General features: G+C 65.2%; 20 protein-coding genes. 16 read left to right on the top strand and 4 right to left on the bottom strand.

Annotated features, from left to right (window positions below; all coding sequences use genetic code 11):
* Positions 1 to 725, bottom strand: a 725-nt coding sequence (locus ACREE8_RS03690; RefSeq protein ID WP_431571626.1) for a LacI family DNA-binding transcriptional regulator, incomplete at its 3' end; no start/stop codon positions are given.
* Between the two features lie 281 nt (positions 726 to 1,006).
* On the opposite strand from ACREE8_RS03690, the gene ACREE8_RS03695 reads away from it, so the two are divergent.
* The 9 genes from ACREE8_RS03695 to ACREE8_RS03735 all read left to right on the top strand — a co-directional run bounded on the left by ACREE8_RS03695 (position 1,007) and on the right by ACREE8_RS03735 (position 10,324).
* A complete protein-coding gene (locus tag ACREE8_RS03695) occupies positions 1,007 to 2,278 on the top strand; it encodes an ABC transporter substrate-binding protein (protein WP_431571627.1) in 1,272 nt (423 codons plus the stop codon).
* Between the two features lie 74 nt (positions 2,279 to 2,352).
* A complete protein-coding gene (locus tag ACREE8_RS03700) occupies positions 2,353 to 3,303 on the top strand; it encodes a carbohydrate ABC transporter permease (RefSeq protein WP_431571628.1) in 951 nt (316 codons plus the stop codon).
* A complete protein-coding gene (locus ACREE8_RS03705) occupies positions 3,303 to 4,145 on the top strand; it encodes a carbohydrate ABC transporter permease (RefSeq protein WP_431571629.1) in 843 nt (280 codons plus the stop codon). Before ACREE8_RS03700 ends, ACREE8_RS03705 begins: the two co-directional genes overlap by 1 nt.
* Positions 4,146 to 4,158: 13 nt before the next feature.
* On the top strand, positions 4,159 to 5,232 hold the full coding sequence (locus ACREE8_RS03710) for an ABC transporter ATP-binding protein (protein ID WP_431571630.1): 1,074 nt from the start codon (positions 4,159 to 4,161) through the stop codon (positions 5,230 to 5,232).
* A gap of 31 nt (positions 5,233 to 5,263) precedes the next feature.
* Complete coding sequence (locus ACREE8_RS03715; RefSeq protein ID WP_431571631.1) at positions 5,264 to 6,907, top strand: choline dehydrogenase; 1,644 nt, start codon at positions 5,264 to 5,266, stop codon at positions 6,905 to 6,907.
* Between the two features lie 63 nt (positions 6,908 to 6,970).
* The gene (locus ACREE8_RS03720; RefSeq protein WP_431571632.1) at positions 6,971 to 7,861 is read left to right on the top strand and encodes a dihydrodipicolinate synthase family protein; all 891 of its coding nucleotides are present in this window, start codon (positions 6,971 to 6,973) and stop codon (positions 7,859 to 7,861) included.
* 65 nt (positions 7,862 to 7,926) lie between these two features.
* Positions 7,927 to 8,961, top strand: coding sequence for a proline racemase family protein (locus tag ACREE8_RS03725; protein ID WP_431571633.1), 1,035 nt, complete (start codon positions 7,927 to 7,929; stop codon positions 8,959 to 8,961).
* Positions 8,962 to 8,984: 23 nt separating this feature from the next.
* Positions 8,985 to 9,737, top strand: a complete 753-nt coding sequence (locus tag ACREE8_RS03730) for an SDR family NAD(P)-dependent oxidoreductase (protein WP_431571634.1) — start codon at positions 8,985 to 8,987, stop codon at positions 9,735 to 9,737.
* Positions 9,737 to 10,324, top strand: a complete 588-nt coding sequence (locus ACREE8_RS03735; RefSeq protein ID WP_431571635.1) for a DUF1349 domain-containing protein — start codon at positions 9,737 to 9,739, stop codon at positions 10,322 to 10,324. The genes ACREE8_RS03730 and ACREE8_RS03735 overlap by 1 nt, the downstream gene beginning before the upstream one ends.
* Before the next feature lie 24 nt (positions 10,325 to 10,348).
* On the opposite strand, the gene greB is transcribed toward ACREE8_RS03735, so the two are convergent.
* Positions 10,349 to 10,861 (bottom strand): transcription elongation factor GreB, encoded by a 513-nt coding sequence (gene greB, locus ACREE8_RS03740; protein ID WP_431571636.1) that lies wholly within the window; start codon positions 10,859 to 10,861, stop codon positions 10,349 to 10,351.
* Complete coding sequence (locus ACREE8_RS03745) at positions 10,858 to 11,664, bottom strand: arylamine N-acetyltransferase family protein (RefSeq protein ID WP_431571637.1); 807 nt, start codon at positions 11,662 to 11,664, stop codon at positions 10,858 to 10,860. Before ACREE8_RS03745 ends, greB begins: the two co-directional genes overlap by 4 nt.
* 93 nt (positions 11,665 to 11,757) lie before the next feature.
* On the opposite strand from ACREE8_RS03745, the gene ACREE8_RS03750 reads away from it, so the two are divergent.
* The 7 genes from ACREE8_RS03750 (at position 11,758) to ACREE8_RS03780 (ending at position 19,685) form a co-directional block, all read left to right on the top strand.
* Positions 11,758 to 12,033, top strand: coding sequence for a hypothetical protein (locus ACREE8_RS03750; RefSeq protein ID WP_431571638.1), 276 nt, complete (start codon positions 11,758 to 11,760; stop codon positions 12,031 to 12,033).
* A gap of 151 nt (positions 12,034 to 12,184) precedes the next feature.
* Positions 12,185 to 13,147 (top strand): 2OG-Fe(II) oxygenase, encoded by a 963-nt coding sequence (locus tag ACREE8_RS03755; protein ID WP_431571639.1) that lies wholly within the window; start codon positions 12,185 to 12,187, stop codon positions 13,145 to 13,147.
* 426 nt (positions 13,148 to 13,573) lie between these two features.
* On the top strand, positions 13,574 to 15,457 hold the full coding sequence (locus ACREE8_RS03760; RefSeq protein WP_431571640.1) for a CHASE4 domain-containing protein: 1,884 nt from the start codon (positions 13,574 to 13,576) through the stop codon (positions 15,455 to 15,457).
* Entirely contained in the window at positions 15,454 to 16,812 is a 1,359-nt protein-coding gene (locus tag ACREE8_RS03765; RefSeq protein ID WP_431571641.1) for an ATP-binding protein, read from the top strand. The genes ACREE8_RS03760 and ACREE8_RS03765 overlap by 4 nt, the downstream gene beginning before the upstream one ends.
* 161 nt (positions 16,813 to 16,973) lie before the next feature.
* Entirely contained in the window at positions 16,974 to 17,840 is an 867-nt protein-coding gene (locus ACREE8_RS03770) for a DMT family transporter (RefSeq protein ID WP_431571642.1), read from the top strand.
* A gap of 209 nt (positions 17,841 to 18,049) precedes the next feature.
* Positions 18,050 to 18,895, top strand: coding sequence for an iron-containing redox enzyme family protein (locus ACREE8_RS03775; RefSeq protein ID WP_431571643.1), 846 nt, complete (start codon positions 18,050 to 18,052; stop codon positions 18,893 to 18,895).
* Between the two features lie 10 nt (positions 18,896 to 18,905).
* Complete coding sequence (locus ACREE8_RS03780; protein WP_431571644.1) at positions 18,906 to 19,685, top strand: class I SAM-dependent methyltransferase; 780 nt, start codon at positions 18,906 to 18,908, stop codon at positions 19,683 to 19,685.
* Between the two features lie 66 nt (positions 19,686 to 19,751).
* Here the strand turns inward: ACREE8_RS03780 and ACREE8_RS03785 are convergent.
* Positions 19,752 to 20,383, bottom strand: a 632-nt coding sequence (locus ACREE8_RS03785; RefSeq protein WP_431571645.1) for a S1C family serine protease, incomplete at its 5' end; no start/stop codon positions are given.

Consider the following 20,383-nt stretch of genomic DNA (forward strand, 5'->3'; position numbering starts at 1 on the left):
GTGGTCGCGGGATGCTCGACATAGATCGAGCGCATGGCGGCAGCCCCTTCGAGCAGCGAATAGGGCCGCTCGATCACATGCGTGGTCTTGGTGATGCCGGCATCCGCCGCGGCCTCGCGAAAGGCGCGCACGCGGGCCTGCTGCCGGTCGTTGCCGCGGGTGCGGCCTGAGATCATGACCATATGCTTATGGCCGAGCCGCACCAGGAAATCGGCCAATTGCCGCGTGGCCGCGTAATTGTCGAATCCGATCGAGGGGAAAGGCCCGTCCGGCTGATAGGAATAGGTCAGGACCGTCGGGATCCTACCATCCTCGAGAAATTTCAGCAGCCGCGTATCCTCGATCTTGCCGACGATCAGCAGCCCCTCGGCGCCGCGATCGACCAGCTGGCGCACCGGTTCGTAGAGATTGGTGTTGTCGAAGCCCGCCGCCAGCATGAAGACCATATAGCCCGCGGCCGACATGGCGGCCTGGAAGCTGTTCAGCATCTGGGCATAGATCGCGTAATCGAGCGTCGGCACCACGGCGCCGACGATATGGGTGCGCTGCATGCGCAGCGCCTTCGCCGCGGGGTTGGGGCTGTAGCCCAGCGCCTGCGCCGCCTCGATCACTCGGCGGCGCACGTCCTCGCGCACCGCTTCGGGATTGTTGAAGCTGCGCGAGACGGTCGCGACCGACACGCCCGCACGATTGGCGACGTCCGAAACCTTGGTCTTGGCTTTCATTCCCCGCCGCTTTCGCTGCCGGAATCGGACGCATCCCCGCGCCGATCCGACCTGATGATCCTCATCCCCTTGACAGGGAGGATCAATGCCGCCAACATGTAATCGATTTCAAGAAAAAAACAACTCGTGCCGCTCATTGCCGGCTGTGCAGGGTTTCGGCATCGGATGCCTTCAAAGCGTCCCAGAGCGACATGTGGCCTCCAATCATCCCTGCGGGAACCAGAGGGGAGACGTCCATGAACAAACACTATTTGAATCAAAGCGTAGCGCGGCGGACCTTTATGCGGGCATCGGCCGCGATCGCGGCGGGCGCCGCGGCCTCGCGAGCCCTGCCGGCCCGCGCGGCCGGTGTCACCTTGAATGTGCTCAACAGCAACGTCGCCTGGTCGAATGCGCTCACGGGGAGCGTGGCCGACGCCTACAAGGCGAAGACCGGGGTCACGGTCACCGGCGAATCCAATCCTTACGAATCGCATTACGACAAGATGCTGATCGAGCTGAGCCAGGGCTCGGACACCTTCGACCTGGTCACTTCCGACAGCATCTGGGTGCAGCAGCCGATCCGCAATGGCTGGGCCGCCAATCTCGACGACATGAAGGCCAAGAACCCGTCGCTGCCGGCCCTCCAGGTGCAGAATCTCGAAGACGGCGCGCTGCTCTATACCGAATATAACGGCAAGCGCTGCGGGCTGCCGGTCGCCATGACCACGCCCGTCTTCGTCTATCGCAAGGATCTGTTCGAGAAAGCCGGTATCACCAAGGTGCCGGCCAATTGGGACGAGTATCTTGCCGCGGCGAAGAAGCTGCATTCGAGCGAGGTCGCCGGCAACACGCTCCTTCTCGGCGGCGTGGATTCGCTGTCGACCGGCGATTGGGGCTCGCGCATCCAGGGCATGGTCAAGCTCGGGCCGACCGACGACTATGTGCTGAACGAGGCCAAGGAGCCGATCTTCAATTCCGAAGGCCAGGGCGAGCATGCGATCGAACGGCTGAAAGAGCTGGTGCAATATTCGCCGCAGGGCGTCCAGGGCTTCGATTACCCCGAAGGCTCGTCGCTGCTGCAGCAGGGCAAGGTCGCCATGCTGGTGACCTGGTCGGATGTGATCGTCGGCATCGAGGACGGCCCGAACAAGGGCAAGTTCGGCTATACGGTCGCGCCGACGGAGAAGTATGAGCAGGAGCAGATCGGTGGCTGGTCGATCATCGCCAACGCCCATTCACAGAATCTCGAGGAGGCCTACAAGTTCCTGGCCTGGATGACCGAAGGCCAGGCCTATGAGCTGTTCCGCGAAGGCGGCGAATCCTCGCTCTGCCTGAAGAAGGACGTCAACAATCCCGACATCACCAAGACCGTGCCGATGATGCAGGCCTTCAAGGACTTCGCCGTCCGTGGCACCCTGCCGGTCGCTCTGCCGGCCTACCGCCTGACCAACGCCGTGGCCGTCCAGCGCGTCCTCTATGAGGAGATCTTCGCCGGCGTCACCGGCAGCAAGACGCCGAAACAGGCGATGGCCGACGCCGCCGACCGCGTCGCCAAGACCGTCAAGGGCTGAGCTTTGAACGACGTTGGGGCGCTCGCGAGAGCGGGCGCCCCAATCTCCATCGAGCCACGGGGCCAGATATGGGAATGGTGGAACTCCCGGTGACGGCAGGTCTGGGAAAGGCGGCCAGCAAGGCCTCGACCATGCGCGCCGGCGAGAAATACGTGCCCTGGGTCCTGCTCGCGCCGACGATGCTGATCATGACCATCGTCGGCATCTTCCCCTTGCTCCATTCGCTCTATATCAGCTTCACCTCGATGCGCCCGACCGAGATCGACAAGCCGCAAGGCTGGGTAGGGCTCGACAACTACATCCATGCCTTCACCGATCCGCAGTTCGGCCACTCGCTGCTGCTGACGGGGTTCTTCACCCTGCTTAGCGTCGGATTTGCGCTGGTCTTCGCCGTGCTGCTGGCGGTGCTGTTCAATCTGCGCCTGCCCGGCTTCCTCGCCATGCGGACCATCGTGCTGATCCCGATGCTGATCACGCCGATCGCCGTCGGCATCACCTGGCGCATCATGATGATGCCGGATCTGGGTGTGCTCAATTTCCTCCTGAGCCTGATCGGCATCGACGCCCAGCCCTGGGCCAATTCGCGCACCAGCGCGCTTGCGGCCATGCTGCTGGTCGATGTCTGGCAATGGACGCCCTTCATGTTCATCGTCATCTTCGCCGGCTTGCGGGCACTTCCCCGCAGCCCTTTCGAGGCGGCCGCCATCGACGGCGCCGGGCCTTTGCGGACCTTCTTCTCCGTGACCCTGCCGATGCTGAAGCCGGTGATCGTGGTGGCGGCGCTGCTGCGGATCATCGATGCCATGCGCACCTATGACACGGTCTATATCATCACCCGCGGCGGCCCAGACTTCTCGACCGACCTCGTCAGCGTCTATCTGCAGCGCGTCAATTTCAAATTCTTCGATCTGGGCTATGGCGCGGCGCTTTCCTGGCTGACTCTGATCGCCATTCTCGCGATCGTGCTGATCTTCGTGAAGCTCACCGGCTTCATGAAGACGCTCGCCGACAAGGAGACCCGTTGATGAACCGGCGTCCCACGCAGCTTGGGCCAACCTTGCGCAACATCGCCTGCTGGCTAATGGCGCTCGCGGTCACGGCCTTCTTCTTCTTTCCGATCTATTGGATGGCGACCTCCTCGCTCAAGAGCGAGAACGACGTCGCCACCTACCCGCCGCTCTGGAGCTTCACCCCTTCGCTCCACAGCTACCGCCAGCTGTTCGAGGAGATGAACGCGCTCGACGCCCTCCTCAACAGCTGCCTCATCGTCGGCATGGCGACCTGCCTCGCCATGATCGCCGGCACCTTGGCCGCCTATGCGATGGCGCGCTTCGACATCAAGGGCAAGAATTTCCTCGCCTTCGAGATCCTCTCGATCCGCATGCTGCCGCCGATCGTCAGCGTCATCCCGCTCTTCATCATCGCCAAGCAGCTCGGCATCTTCGATACGCCCTGGCTCCTGATCGCGGCTTACACATTGAGTGGCCTGCCCTTCGTGGTCTGGGTCATGCGCGTTTTCATCCAGGAGATTCCGCAATCGATCGAGGAGGCGGCGCTGATCGACGGCTGCAGCCGCTACCAGGCCTTCTGGCGCGTGACCCTGCCGCTGCTGCTGCCGGGCCTCGCCGCCACCATGGTGATCGTCTTCATGTTCGCCTGGAACGAGTTCCTGCTGGCCAGCATCCTGACCTCGCGCGACGCCAAGACGCTGCCGGTGATCGCCGCCAGCGCGATCAAGCCCAAGGCCATCTCCTTCGGGTTGGCTTCCGCCGCCGGCGTGCTGATGTCGCTGCCGGTCGTGGTGCTCGTGCTGATGATGCAGCGTTATCTCGTCCGCGGGCTCACCTTGGGCGCCGTGAAAGGTTAGTCGGAGAGATCCCATGAGCGTCGACCTCAACAGCGTCTTCAAGCGCTTCGGCAACGTCACCGCCGTCAACGGCGTCTCGGTCAAGATCGAGGATGGCGAGTTCTTCTGCATGCTGGGGCCGTCCGGCTGCGGCAAGACCACCACCTTGCGCATGGTGGCCGGCCTGGAGCTCCCGACCGAAGGGCAGATCCTGATCCATGGCCGCGACGTCACCTATGAGGAGCCACGCCACCGCGATATCGCCATGGCCTTCCAGGATTACGGCCTCTACCCGCATATGACGGTGTTCCAGAACATCGAATTCCCGCTGAAGGTCCGCGGCCTCGGGCCCGAAGAGCGGGCCAAGAAGGTGCGCGACACGGCGGAGCGTCTGGGCATCGGCGAGTTCATGGAGCGCAAACCCGGCCAGCTCAGCGGCGGCCAGCGCCAGCGCGTGTCGCTTGCCCGCGCGCTCGTCCGCAACCCGCGCGTCTTCCTGATGGACGAGCCGCTCTCGAATCTCGACGCCAAGCTGCGGGCCTCGATGCGTACCGAAATCAAGAAGCTCGTCAGCACGCTCGGCATCACCACCATCTATGTGACCCACGACCAGGTCGAGGCCATGGCGATGGCCGACCGGATCGCGGTCATGAGCCGGGGCGACATGGTGCAGATCGCCTCGCCGCTCGAGATCTACGACCGGCCGCGGACCCATTTCGTCGCCGATTTCATCGGCTCGCCCGCGATGAACATGTTCGCGGCCTCGCTCGGCAAGACCGGCGAGATCAGCTGCTCGCCCCAGGCCTTCGCCGACGCCCTGCCCGCGGCCGAGCGCGAACGCGCCAAACTGGTCGCGGATACGAGCGGCCGGCTTTTCATCGGCGTCCGCCCGGAAAAACTCATCATCGGGCCCGCCGGCGGCCCGCACGCCGTCGATGCGCTGGTCGAGTTCGTCGAGCCGCTGGGCCAGACCACCAATGTCTATGTCGATGCCGGCGGACAGCGTTTCGTGGTCGTCGCCGACCGGGTCTCGGTCAAGATCGGCGATGCGGTCGGCGTCTATGCGGCGCCCGAGCAGCTGCGCGCGGTCGCCCTCAGCAATCAGTAGAACCCGCTGCTTTCCAGAAACCGGAGCGACCTTGTCCGTTTCCAAACACCGCTATGATTACATCGTGATCGGTTCCGGCTCTGCCGGCGCCGTGATTGCGGCGCGTCTGGCGGAGGGCTCGCACCATTCCGTGCTGCTGCTGGAGGCAGGCCCGGTCGATCGCCATTACTCGCTGCAGATGCCGGCAGCGCTGGCCCTGCCGCTCGGGAACGACCGCTTCAACTGGTTCTATCACGGCGAGCCCGAACCCCAGCTTGAAGGCCGCAAGATCCTCGAGGCGCGCGGCCGCGTGCTGGGCGGGTCCTCGACCATCAACGGCCTCAACTGGGTGCGCGGCAATCCGCTCGATTTCGACAATTGGGCGGCTTCCGGCCTCGCCGGCTGGTCCTATGCCGACTGCCTGCCCTATTTCAAGAAGGCCGAGACCTTCGAGCCCGGCCCCAACACCTATCGCGGCGGCCAGGGACCGATGCGGATCGAGACCTGCAAGGCCCAGAACCCGCTCTATGAAGCCTTCCTCCAGGCAGGCCCGCAATTCGGCGTGCCGCTGGTCGAAGACCATAACGCCTTCCGCCAGGAGGGCACCCATATCACCCAGCGCAATGTCCATCGCGGCATTCGCTGGAGCACGGCCGAGGCCTATCTGCGCGGGATGGGTCCGCGCGACAATCTGGAGATCCGCACGGGCGTCCGCGTCCGGCGCATCCTGCTCGACGGCAAGCGCGCGGTCGGCGTCGAGATCGCGGCTGCCGACGGCGCTCGACCCATCCAGGCCGAACGCGAGGTCGTTCTCTCGGCCGGCACCCTCAACTCGCCCCAGCTCCTGACCCTGTCCGGCATCGGCTCCGGCGACGAGCTGCGCCGCCTCGGCATCGCGATCGCGGCCGACCTGCCGGGCGTTGGCCAGGGGCTCAAGGATCATGTCTCGGCACCCGTGCAGTATCGGGCGCTGAAGAATGTCTCGGTCGCGAAGCAGCTCACGCCGCTCGGACGCGCGAAACTGGGGCTGCAATGGTACCTGTTCAAGTCCGGGCTTGGCGCCAGCAATTTCTTCGAGGTCGGCGGCTTCGTCCGCACGAAGGGACCCGAGCGCATTCCCACCTTCCAGATCGAGTTCGTGCCGATGCTGGGCGAAATCCAGCATGGCAATGTGAAGCTCGAGGACGGCTTCCAGTATTATTTCAGCCTGATGCGGCCGACCAGCACGGGCCGCGTCTGGCTCGATTCGGCCGACCCGATGGCGCCGCCGCGCTTCGTCTTCAATTTCCTCGAGACGGCACATGACCGCGCCCTGGCGATCGAGGCCGTCAGGACGATCCGCGAAATCGTCCGCCAGAAGGCCTGGGACGAGTATCGCGGCGTCGAGGTGACGCCGGGACCCGATATCCAGACCGACGACGAGCTCCTCGCCTGGCTGCGCCGCTATGCCGGCACCAACTACCACCCGAGTTGCACCTGCCGCATGGGCAATGATGCGCAGTCGGTGGTGGACGCCAAGGCCCGCGTCTATGGGATCGAAAATCTTCGCGTGGTCGACGCCTCGATCATGCCCGCGATCGTCACCGGCAACCTGAACGCGCCCACCATCATGATGGCCGAGAAGCTCGCCGACGAGATCCTGGGCAATCCGCCGCTGCCGCCGGAGCACCAGCCTTACTACCTGCCGGCGGCCTGAGGCCGCTCTATAAGCCTGACCCTGTCTATCCTTCGATCAATCAGCTTACGGGAGACTCCACTGATGTCTGACCTCAAGGGGATTTGCGTTCCGATCTGCACGCCGTTCGACAAGTCCGGCGACAAGGTCGATGAAGGCGCCCTCACCGCCCATGTCGACAGCCTGCTCGATGCGGGCGTTCATATCATCCTCTCCTGCGGCGGGACCGGCGAGTTCGCCTACCTGACCGAAGCGGAGCGCCGCCGGATCCATACGCTGGTCGGCAAGCAGATCCAGGGCAAGGCGCGCTATGTCGTGCAGTCCTCGGCCATCAGCACGCGCGACACGATCGAGAATGCCAAGGTGGCCGAGAACCTCGGTGCCGAGGCCATCATGGTGCTGCCGCCCTATTTCGAAGGGCCGACCATGGATGGCGTGATGTGGCATTACGAGCATGTCGCCAAGGCGATCAAGACGCCGATCGTCATCTACAATATCCCGCAGCACACCAACCGCGACGTGACGCCGGATTTGTTTGCGCGCCTGCTCAAGATCGAGAACATCCAATACATCAAGGACAGCACCGGCAATTTCACCCGCATCCAGCAGCTGGTGGCGACGGGCGGCAAGGTCTTCAATGGCGGCGACACGCTGATGTTCCCGGCGCTGATGAGCGGCTGCACCGGCGTCATCTGGGGCGGCGCCAATGCCACGCCGCGCGAGGCGGTGCAGCTCCATGATCTGGTCGCGGCCGGGAAGCTGGCCGAGGCGGCGGCGTTGTGGAAGCGCATCCTGCCGGCCCAGCTCTTCTTCTGGACCCATGACTACAACTCGGCGGTCAAGACCGCGACCAACCTGCTCGGCGGCAAGGTCGGGATCTGCCGCAAGCCGGCGCTCCCCCTGACCGATGCCGAGGTGGCCGAGCTGCGCCAGGCCCTGGGCGCGCTGGGCCGGCCGCTCGCTTCCGCCGCCTGATCGAAGGACGACCGCCGGTCCTCTTTGTCAGGGGATCGGCGGTGCCCACTGCGGAGACCCAATCCATGCGCTGGTCCCAGACCTTCACCGTCGTCGATTGCCATGCCGAGGGCGAGATCGGCAAGGTCGTGACCGGCGGCGTCTTCGACGTGCCGGGCCCGACCATGTTCGACAAGATGCGCCATCTCGAGCAGCATCGCGACGGCCTGCGCAAATTCCTCCTGTTCGAGCCGCGCGGCACGGTCAATCACAACGCCAACATCATCCTACCCTCGAGCAATCCGGCGGCAGCGATGGGATTCGTCATCCTGGAATCGACCGAATATCCGGCTATGAGCGGATCGAACACGATCTGCGTGGCGACCGTGCTGCTCGAGACCGGCATCCTGCGGATGACGGAGCCGGTGACCGAGCTGGTGCTCGAAGCGCCCGGCGGGCTCATCAAGGTCACCTGCGACTGCAAGGATGGCAAGGTCCGCCAGGTCAAATTCACCAACCAGCCGGCCTTCGTCTATCACCTCGACAAGATCATCGAGGTCGAGGGGCTGGGCAGCCTCAAGGTGGATGTCGCCTATGGCGGCATGACCTATGTCCATGTCGATGCGACGGCCTTGGGCCTGGGCCTCACCCGCGACGAGGCGCGCGATCTCTGCGGCCTGGGGCAGCGGATCAAGACCGCGGCCGCGGCCCAGCTCGCCGTCTCCCATCCCGAGAACCCGCTCATCCCCGGCATCACCCAGACCCAGTTCATGGGCCCCTTGCGCCGTGAGGGCAACCGGGTGACGGCCAAGAACACCGTCATCGTCTCGCCCGGCCGCAACGACCGCTCGCCCTGTGGCACCGGGACCTGCGCCCGGCTCGCGGTCATGCATGCGAAGAAGCAGATCAAGCCCGGCGAGATCTTCGATCATGAATCGCTGATCGGGACCCATTTCATCAGCGAGATCGTCGGCACGACCAAAGTCGGCAACTATCCGGCCGTGATCCCGACCGTCGCCGGCCAGGCCTGGATCACCGCGATCTCACAATTCGGCTATGACCCGAGCGACCCCTTCCCGGAGGGATTCACGCTGTCGGATGTCTGGCTGAAGGCGCTCTGAAACCGATCCAAGGGAGCGTCCTCATGCAAATCGATCTTGCCGGCAAGCATGCGCTGGTCACTGGTGGCACGACCGGCATCGGCTTTGCCGCCGCCAAGGCGCTGGCCGAAGCCGGCGCGCGGGTCATGATCACCGGTCAGAACGCAGACCGTGTCCGTAACGCGGCATCGCAGCTCGGACCCCACGCCCTCGGTGTCGTCGCCGACAACCGCTCGGTCGACGCGATCGCCCGGGTCGCGGCCCAAGCGCGGGACGTCTTCGGCAAGCTCGATATCCTGGTGGCCAATGCCGGTGTTACCTGGTCGGCGCCGATCGAGCAGGTGTCGGAGGCGGATTTCGACGCCCAGATGGCGATCAATTTCAGAGGCAGCTTCTTCGCAGTCCAGAAATGCCTGCCGTTGATGGGGCGCGGTGGCAGCATCGTCATGACGTCGAGCTGCCTCGATGCCAAGGGCATTCCGGGCATGGCCGTTTATTCCGCGAGCAAGGCCGCGGTCCGGTCGCTGGTGCGCACGCTGGCGGCCGAGCTCGCGGCGCGCGGCATCCGCGTCAACAGCGTGGCGCCGGGGCCGATCGACACCCCCATCTATGACAAGCTCGGGCTCTCGCCGGCCGATGCCGACAAGGTACGGAACGAGGAGGCCCAGGCGACGATCATGAAACGCCTGGGTGCCCCCAGCGAGGTAGGCCAGGCCATCCTGTTCCTCGCCAGCGATGCCGCCTCCTATGTCACCGGCGCCAACTTGCGCGTCGATGGCGGCTGGACCGATATCTGATGAGAGCGGGGCTGTTCGAGCAATGCCGCTGGCTGAACGAGCCCCGGGCCTGGCGTCTCGACCGGGACGGGCTTGCGGTCACGACCGACGACAAGACCGATTTCTGGCGGGAGACCCATTACGGCTTCATCCGTGACAGCGGCCATTTCTTCGGCTTCGCCACCGCGGGCGATTTCACCGCCGATCTCCGGGTGCGGGCCCGCTACGACCGGCTCTATGACCAGGCTGGCATCATGGTCCGGCTCGACGAGAAGAATTGGGTCAAGGCGGGAATCGAGCTGACCGACGGAAGGCCCGGTCTCGGCAGCGTGCTCACAATCGGGCAGTCCGATTGGGCCACCGGAATCTTCGCGGGCGAGCCTACGGATTTCTGGATTCGGGCGAGCGTCGCCAAAGGCGTGTTGAAGCTACAGACCTCGATCGACGGCAAGCTCTGGCCGACCTTGCGCCTCTGCCCCTTTCCCGCGGCCGCTTCCTATCAGGTCGGGCCCTTCTGCTGCACGCCGGAGCGGCGCGGTCTCGAGGTCAGGTTCTCGGATTTCCGGGTCGGGCCGCCCTTGAACAAGGGTCTGCACGATCTCTCCTGAACCCTGCCGAATCTAGTCTGAGGCTCAGTCCTCGCGCGGATAGGCGATCGCCAGGATCTCGACGGCCTCCTCGCCATTGGGTGTGCGCACGACCGCCATGTCGCCGACCGATTTGCCGATGAGCGCCTTGGCCATCGGCGACACCCAGCTGATGCGCTTAGGGCCAAACTCGGTCTCGTCGATGCCGACGATGGTGGCCTCGACCTCGCGATCGTCGTCGCGCACCCAGCGCACGGTGGCGCCAAAATGGACGCGGGTCTTCGAGCCCGGTCGGGCGGGATCGACGATCTCGGCCGCCTCGAGGCGCTTGTCGAGAAAACGGATGCGCTTGTCGATCTCGCGCAGCCGCTTCTTGCCATAGATGTAATCGCCATTCTCCGAGCGGTCGCCATTGCCGGCGGCCCATTCGACCACGCGCACCACCTCCGGTCGCTCCTCGGTCCAGAGCTTCTTGCGCTCGGCCATGAGCCGCGTATGGCCGTCGGGCGTCATATAGTTCTTCTTCGGCGGCGGCGGTTGATCGTCACGGAGCTTCATGAGGGTCCAAACAATTCTTCGTGGCGGCGCGCGATCTGGGGCCAGAGGCCGGCCGCCTCCGGCAAGCGAATGCCGAACCAGGCCGCCAGCGCCTCGGCATGAGCATCCGGCGTCTCCAGCATATGATCCCGGCTCCCCTCTGCATCAACCGTCTTCAGCACCCGTCCCACCAGGGCCGTCACGCCGTCCGGTTGATGGCGCAGGCAGACCAGATTCTGGACGAAGCGCGAATCCGGGTCGGTCTGCAGCCACCGGCATTGCCGGGCCAGCAGATCCCAGTCGGCCGGCTGGCGGCGGAAATCAAAGGAGCTGGCGAAGGCGAGCTCGTGATTGTGGAAGCGCCACCAGCCGTCATCCAGCCGTTCGAGCCGCACCGTGCGCCAGCCCTGCCGGTAGCTGCCTTCCCGCAAGGGGATCGGTTCGGAGGGGCCGTCACCCAGCCCGACATCGACGAGATAGGGCTCGTCCAGATCGACCGTGAGCGCCAGGTGATTGCCGATGGCGGTATCGCCGCGTTGCGCCCGCAGCACCGCCCCGGTCATCCGCATCACGCGAAAGCCGATCCGTTCCAGCGCCCAGCCAAAGAGGCCGTTCATCTCATAGCACCAGCCGCCGCGGCCGCCCGTCACCATCTTGGCGAAGGCGTCGCGCGGCTCGATGGTCACCGGCCGGCCGAGCTGCACATCGAGGTTCTCGTAAGGGATATGCTCGAGATGGCCGCGCTGGATCCGGGCCAGGGTCGCGAGATCGAGTGCCGGGCGGCCGGTGAATCCGATGCGATCGAGATAGGCTTGCAGTTCCATGAAATATCGATGTCCGGCGTTGGACAGGAACCCTGCGGGGATTCCAGAATAGGCCCCTCCTGTAGTCGAACCCGACCTCGAGGAGAAGGGCGTTTGAACGGCCTGTCCAGCCTGCGCCTCGCTTTGCTGGTCCTTGCCGGCCTGGAGATCCTGGCCGGCATCGGGATCATGGGCGTCTTCTACAAGGGCTCGGCCGACCCGCTCGGGCGCAACATCGCCTGTGGGATCATGGGGCTGACCCTGATTCCGCTGGCGCTCTGCGTCATGCCGGCCCTGTTCCTGGCGCTGATCGATCGCTGGCTGCCCTGGGGGCTGCTGCTGGCCCTGGCGGCGATCCCGGTCTGGCTCTTCCTGATGCGCATCGCCTGACGGTCGCGCGCCTGCCTTATCATTTGTGAATGATCGCAACCAACGATTGCGCGGATGATAACGCCGGCCAGGCCGGTTCGACGCCCCCAAGGGGTCGCGCCGCGAAGCGGGCGATGGACGCCGCAGACAGGCCGACCCGCGGGAGAGGGCGATGGACCAGACGGTCTCCACGAGCGTCCCGGGACCTCTGACGGCCCCTTCCCTCGTGGTCGACGATTTCATGCCCCTCGATTTCGCCCGGTCGATGCGCGCCGACATCGAGGCGCATTTCGCCAATCCGATGAAGCATCATGCGGACATCCATCAGGTCTGGAATTATTGGTTCGTCCCCGGTCTCTACACCTATCTGAAGACCCAGCCCGAGAAGGTCATCCCGCACGACAAGGTCGAGCGGTTCCTGCAGGCGCTGCAGCGCTGGTCGATCGATCTCCTGGGCCTCGGGGGCGTGACCTGGCCGTTTCTCAGCCTCTATGTGAATGGCTGCAGCCAGGGCCTGCATAACGATTCCAAGAACGGCCGCTTCGGCTTCGTCTATTCCCTGACGCCGATCGAGCGGCGCACCCAGGGCGGCGAAACCATCGTGCTGCGGGAAGGCGATCTCTTTCGCCGCAATCTCCAGTCTCCCAATGCCGGAACCGGGCTCTATGAGCTGATCGAACCCCGCTTCAACCGGCTCGTGCTGTTCGACGACCGCATGGTCCATGGCGTCTCGCGGGTCAGCGGATCGATGGACCCGATCGACGCGCGCTGCGTGATGCATGGGCATATCGAGGAAACCGGGCCGCTCGTCACCGGCGCCCTGTCGAAAGACGCTGTCCGACCGGGCATCCGTGGCGCCCTGGAACGCTTCGCGACCGGCAGAACGGCCATCATTCCCCATTTTCACGGGCCGATCGCGTTCCGCTTCACGATCTCTGCCTCGGGCAAGGTCGCCCAGATCCGCGTGCTGCTCGATCGCGTGTTCCATGAACAGGATGGGCATGGCGGCTGGGAACCGATCCGGACCAGCCTGGTCGACAGCCTTCTCTCAGGCACATTTCCCCTCGCGCCGGGCGAGACGATCGTGACCCTGCCCATGACTTTTGGCGGCCCCGTTCGGCGGCCGGGAGACTGAACCGGACCTCCAAAGACCAAAGAATGAACCGCCGGCATTGATCCGGGTTGGCCTACGCCCCCCGCAGACAAGGCAGCGCTCTTGTTCTCGAGGGAATGCCGGCCGATGAAGACCTACATCCTGTCACCGGTCCGGGGGCAGGCGCCCGCGTCCACCCGGTAAAGAAATCATGAATGACGCCGGCAGCCCAGCCTCGGCGCGGCTACGAGCGCTGGCGGCGCACACGCGGGCATTGTCTTTTTTCTGGTTGCGGCGCCCGTTAATCGTTTTTTTTCGAGTTCTCGCGCAAAACTCGGGATGCAATTTTGCAAGCGGGCGCTCGTCTGGGGAGAGGCGCCCTGAATTTCGACGCCGTCGGCGAGCGGCGATATCGTGCCAATCAGGGGGATGACGATGACACTCGGGCGGCAGTCACCGAACAGTTCCTTGAACAAGCGGGTCATGCTGGTGCTGGGTGCCGTGCTGGCCATCCTGCTGGCAGCCAACGGCGCCATCTTCGGCCTCGTCGTCTGGCCGGCCTTCGTCGATGTCGAGCAGACCGCGGCCCAGAAGAACGTCAATCGGGTTGCCGACGCGCTGGCCGGCGAGCAGCAGAATCTGGAACGGGTCGCCCATGACTGGAGCGCCTGGGATCCGACCTACGAATATGTCGTGAAGCCCAACGACGAATATGACCGCCAGAGCTTCACCTTCGACGTGATGCGGGATCTCAATCTCAATCTGCTCGCCATCTACGACATCAATGGCAAGCTCGTCCGCACCGAGACCTACGATTTCGACACCGGCAAGGAGCTGACCGTCGACACCTTCGCTCCGGCCATCCCCGCCGCCGATCCGCTGATGCTCCATGCCGAGGATCAGCAGGTTTCCGGGATCCTGCTCACCGAGCATGGCCCGATGCTGCTGGCGGGATTCCCGATCCTGCAGAGCACCCGCGAGGGACCGGTGCGTGGCACCCTCTTCATGGGCCGCTTCGTCAACAAAGCCATGGTCGACGGGTTGGTGAACCAGACCCATGTGCAGTTCGACGTCTTCCAGACCGACCAGACGACGCTGCCGGGCGACCTGAAGGATATCTCCGGCCACCTGTTGGCCGGCAAGGATGACATCTTCAAGATCGCGGACAGCAAGACCCTCGATGCCTTCCATCTGCTGGCGACCATGCGCGACGGCGCGCCGCTCATGATCCAGGTCGAGACGCCGCGCGCCATCACCGGCATCGCCCGGACCACCCTCGGCATCGCCGGCATTTCGACCCTGGTTGCGGGCTTCCTGCTGATGGGCATGATGTGGCACATGCTGACCCGCCATATCGTGGTGCCGCTGAAGAAGCTGACGGCGCATGTGCTGGAGGTGGGCCAGACCGGCGACCTCACCAAGCGCCTGACGCTCGACCGCGGCGACGAGATCGGCGTTCTGGCCCGCGAGTTCGACGCCGCCAACTCGCAGCTCGACAATGCCCGCCGGCGGTTGCTCGAGCAGTCCTATATGAGCGGCATGGCCGAGATTGCGGCCGGCGTGATGCATAACATCCGCAATGCGCTGAGCCCCGTGGCCGTCACGCTCTGGAAGCTCTCCGAAACCGCGAGCGAGGCGCCGCCGGCCCATCTCGAGACGGCGCTGACCGAGCTCAAGTCCGAGACGCCCTCGCCCGAGCGCCGCGGCAAGCTGCTCGAATATCTGGAAGGCTCGATCCGCAAGCTCTTCGCCGAACGCAAGCGCGTGGCGGAGGACCTCAAGGCCATCGGCGACCAGAACCGCCATATCGAGCAGATACTGCAGGACCACACCGCCCTCAGCATGGGCGTTCGCCAGGCGGAGCCGGTGGTTCTGTCCAAGGTCGTCGAGGAATCGGCGAGGCTGCTGCCCGCCCGCGGCAATGCGGATATCCAGGTGACCTTCGGCACCGGCCTGTCGTCGCTGCCGCCGGTCCTCGGCAATCCGATCGTCCTGGCCCAGCTCCTGGGCAACCTCATCATGAACTCCGCCGAGGCGATCGGCGAAACCGGCCGCGGTACCGGCCGGATCACGATCGACGGCGCGATCGACAATAGTGGGGACCGGCCGATGGTGCGCATGACCGTCAGCGACGACGGTATCGGCATCGACAAGGCCAATCTCACCAACGTGTTCGAGCGCGGCTTCAGCACGAAACGCGACAAGACCGGCGGCCTCGGGCTGCACTGGTCCGCCAACAGCGTCGCCGCCATGGCGGGGCGCATGTATGCGGAAAGCGACGGTCCGGGCAAGGGCGCGCGGATCCATGTGCTCCTGCCGACGGCAAACCAGGCCCTGGGTGTGGCAGCATGATGATCCCGGCACGACCCATCTACCGCGTCCTGATCGCCGACGACGAGCGCTCGGTTCTCGACGCCTATCGCACCGTGTTCGGCGCCATCGCCGCGCCCCATGGTAACGACAACCGGCTCGCCGATCTCGAAGGCGAGCTCTTCAACGTAACCTCGTCCGCTGCTCCGGATACGACGCCGTTCTTTCAGCCGGTGCTTTGCCGCCGGGGCGAAGAGGCGATCGACACCATCATGTCGGCCCGGCGGGACCGCATCGAGTTCCCGGTGGCCTTCCTCGACGTCCGCATGCCGCCGGGCATCGACGGCATCGAGACGGCGGCCCGCATCCGCGCGCTCGATCCGGCGATCAACATCGTCATGGTCACGGCCTATGCGGACAAACATCCGCGCCAGATCGCCGAGCTCGTCCAGCCCTTCGACAAGCTGTTCTATATCAACAAGCCGTTCCAGGCGACCGAGATCCAGCAATTCGCCCTGGCGCTGAGCGAGAAATGGAAGGCCGAGCAGCAGCTGCGCCAGGTCAACCAGGACCTGCTGCTGCGCTGCCGGGAGCTCGAATCCACGCATGCCAATCTCCGCGAGGCGCGCGAGCGGGCCGAGGCCGCCAGCCGGGCGAAGAGCATCTTCCTCGCCAATATGAGCCACGAGCTCCGCACGCCGCTCAACGCCGTCATCGGATTCGCCGATGTCATGCGCAAGGAGACGTTCGGGCCGATCGGCAATGAGCGTTACAAGGAATATCTCGACGACATCAGCCACAGCAGCGAGCATCTGCTCGAGGTGATCAACGACCTGCTGGATTTCTCCAAGATCGAGGCCGGCAAGCTCGAGGTCGTGGTCGAGGATGTCGATCTCGTCGACATGCTGGTCAATGTCGCCAACATGCTGCGGCCCCAGGCCGATCAGCGGAAGGTCGCCCTCAACTACATTCCGCCGGCGGCAAACCTCGTCATTCGCGCCGATTCCTACCGCCTGCGACAGGTCCTGCTGAACCTTCTCTCCAATGCCGTGAAGTTCACGCAAGCCTCCGGCCGCGTGACCCTCTCCGCGAGGATCCACGACACGGGCGAGCTTTCCCTCTCGATCGCCGATACCGGCATCGGCATGTCGCCGACCGACCTTTCGGCGGCTCTGGAGCCCTTCCAGCAGGTCGACCAGGGTCTGGCCCGCCGCTACGAGGGCACAGGCCTTGGCCTCCCGCTGGCGCGGCGCCTGTCCGAGCTGCTGGGGGCGAAGCTCGCTCTGACCAGCGAAGTCGGCAAAGGCACCGAAGCGGTCGTCACCTTCCCGCGGGAACTCTACGCCGCGGCGCAGGCGGCTCGCCCGACGGGAGATTCGCCGGCCGCGGCGGAGTAAACGCCCGCCGGTTTCCGAGCCGGCGTTTGACGGTTCAAGAAGGTTCCGTCCTGTGCTACGCCCGTTCGGCCGATAGCCGACGGGCCGTTCGAGTCTCCGAAGGCCGCGCGGGTCGCGGATGCAAGACGTCCCCCGGTCAACCCCGTGGCAGAGAGCAGCTCTTGACCTCGACAGCCTTGCCATCCATCGCCTGGCGCGGGCTCGCTCTGTCGGTCGCCGGCGCCACGCTCATCAGCTTCGAGACGCTTCTCATTCGCCTGGTGCAGGCGGACCTCTGGACCATCGTCTGGTGGCGCGGCGTCCTGCTGGGTATCACGATCGCGCTTTATGTGATCCTGTCGCAGAGATCCCTGCGGTCCTTGCGCCTGCAAGGGCGGGCGGAAGGCATCGCGGTGATGGCCTTTGCCGCGGCCGTGTTCTGCTTCGTCGCCGCACTCCAGGCGACGACCGTGGCCAACACGCTCGTCATCGGCAGTGCCGCCCCCTTCATCGCGACGATCTTCAGCTGGGCCTTCCTGCGGGAGCGGCCGCCGGCAGCCACCTGGGTTGTCGTCATCGGGCTGGTCGCGGGGCTCTTCATCATCTTCTTCGACAGCCTCAGCACCGACCATCTCTCCGGCGACGTCTTCGCGCTGGGCTATGCCTCCTGCCTCGGCGCCTATTTCGTCGCCTTGCGGCGCTGCCGGGGCGAAGCCTTCTTTCCCATCATCGGTTATGGCGGGCTGCTCTCCGCGGCACTGGCCTGGCCGCTCGCCTCGCCGGGCGCCATCTCCGCCAGCGACCTGAAGTTCCTGGCCCTGCTGGGCGTCCTGGTCGTTCCGCTCGCGACCATGCTCCTTTCGCGCGGGACCCAGCATCTCTCGGCCTCCGACGTCACCCTCATCCTGATGCTCGAGACGATCCTGGGGCCGCTCTGGGTGTGGCTCGTTCTGGGCGAGACACCGGACAATGCGACGCTCGCCGGCGGCGCCTTGATCGTGGCCACGATCGTCGGCCATGCCTATATCGCCGCACGAAGGACGGGCTGACTCGCCTCGCCGTCGAAGGCCGAGACGCCGTCACGAACGTTAACCTTACCGCGGCGTCAACGCGCTGAACGGCTTGTCATTTGCGATGAGATCGAACGAATAGATAGCGATAAACATTGGATTCGCCGCGATTCGGTTTACGGGCTATTAAGCGAAATATGGTGCCATGGGACCCTGTCTAGTCCGACAAATTCCTTTCGAGGGCGGCCATGTCAACTCCAAGCTACGAACGCGGCAAATCGATCGACAATTCGCAGTATGCGCATGTGTCGATGCCGATCAGCGACAACATCGTCGCCCTCAAGGATGCGGTCTTCTCGCATCCGGCCGTCGGCATTCTCAAGAAGTTCGAGGAGAATCTGAAGTCGCGGCTCCTGACCCGCGAAGAGATCCGCGTGCTTCTCGCTTCCGAGGGCATGTTCGTCCTCGAGGTGCCGCCCGGCATCGTTGCCCTCGCCAGCCGCATGACCGACGAATGGTTCAAGAAGGAGCCCTTCGCCGCCACCGGCCGCGCGTCGCGCATCCTGTTCGCCGCCGTGGACGAATACGGCCTCAACGACATGGAGCATGGCCTGCTGCCGAGCCATCACCAGCTCTATGTCGATATGGCGGCCCATTGGAACATCACGGCCAAGGACCTGCTCGACGACCGGAACATCGTGCCCACGGCCAAGGAATTCGCCGGCACGATCGGCGACTATTACCGCAAGCGTCCCATCGTCGAAGCCCTGGGCTTCCACGTCGCGAACGAAGCCACGGCGCCGCTCGATTTCGGCGTGTTCCTGGCGACCTTCCGCGAATATCGCGAGCAGTATGGACTCAAGGCGCAGAACGATCCGCATCTGAACTTCCTGCTCGTCCATGACGATGTCGAGGTCTCGCATCGCGAGATGGGCGTCGAGGCGGTGCAGCTCTATACGAACGGCGACCCCAAGCTCGTCTCCCAGGCGCGCCGCGGCGTGTTCGCCTATATGGAGTGCTATGGCCGCTTCTTCGCCCAGCTGAACGACCGGATCTTCGGGCAGCAGGACACGCACGCCCGCGCCCGCGCCTGACGAGGTTTTCGTGACCTTCCTGGACCGCGCGCCGGAGGACGTCTTCGCCTCGGGGGCCTATTGGCGGGAATATTACGCCGAGCTGGGCCACGAGAATGCGGCCGCCGGGGAGTTCCTGAATGAGGTCGCGGGGCCTCTGGCCAGGACGCGCCGCCTGCGCGTGCTCGATGCCGGCTGCGGCCCGACCGCGCTCTACTGGGCCCTGTTCGTGCCCGGCGACAACGAGGTCGAAGGCTTCGATCTCAACCCCGCCAACATCGCGGCCGCGCGCCTCCAGCTCGAGAACGCAAAGCGCGGCGACACCGATGCGGCGCTCGCCCTGGCAGCGGAGCATGCCGTGGGACTGCTGCGGCTCGAGGACACCGCCGCCGGCCATACCCGCCGGAAGGCCAAACAGATCAAATCCCTCACCATCGGCGACCTGACGAAGCCCTGGCCGGCCGGTGACGCCCGGTTCGATTTCGTCCAATCCGTCTTCGCGCTCGAATGCCTGCCCCGCTGGGAGGAGTTCGAGTTTGCTTTGAGCGAAGCCTGCCGCGTGCTGAAACCCGGTGGCCGCTTGGCGCTGGTCAATGTCTCGCGCACCGATGTATGGCATTGCGACGGGCGAGGCTTCCCGACCCTCAACCTGACGGAGGAGCGGATGGAAGCCTGCATCGCGAAGGCGGGCTTGCGCCTGCTCCAGTGCCACGAGGTCGAATCCCAGGACGTCTCCGTCCGCGACCAGGGCTATGGCAGCATCATCCTGACCGCGGCCGAGAAGAGCCCCGGCGGACGACCCCGCGCCTGAGGCGCCGCGCCGCCTTCCTCAGCGCCTCTCCCACCCCGGTCTTCAGCGCCTTTCGCGCCCCGGTCTTCAGCGCCTTTCGCGCAAGGTGACGGCCAGCTTCTCGACCCGCCCATGGCGGAGCACGGCAAGCTCGACCGCGCGCCCGATCCGGTCGGCGCCCAGGAGCCGGATCAGATCGTCCGCTCCCGTGACCGGTACGCCATCCAGCATGAGGATGATGTCGCCGGCCTTGAGCCCGGCCAACTCGGCAGGACCCTTCGGCTCGATCTCGCCGATGCGGACCGCCAGCGGCCCTGCCCCGGTCGCGACGGCGATCCGGCGCGGCAGCGGCAGGGTCTGGGCGGCGATGCCCAGATGGGCGCGGCGCACCCGGCCATGGCCGATGAACTCGGTCACCACGAAAAGAGCCGTGTTGCTGGAGACGGCGAAGCAGAGCCCCTGGGCGCCGCCGATCATGGCGGTGTTGATGCCGACCACCTCGCCCGTCGCCGACACCAGCGGCCCCCCGGAATTGCCGGGATTGAGCGCCGCGTCGGTCTGGATCACGTTGTCGATCATGCGGCCGGCGTTCGAGCGCAATGATCGCCCCAGCGCCGACACGATGCCGCTGGTGACCGTGTGCGTGAAGCCCAGCGGGTTGCCAATGGCGATGGCGATCTGGCCCACGCGCAGGCGCGCGGAGTCCCCCAGTGCCACGC

The organism is Hypericibacter sp. (genome assembly GCF_050729195.1).
Taxonomy (GTDB): Bacteria; Pseudomonadota; Alphaproteobacteria; order Dongiales; family Dongiaceae; genus Hypericibacter.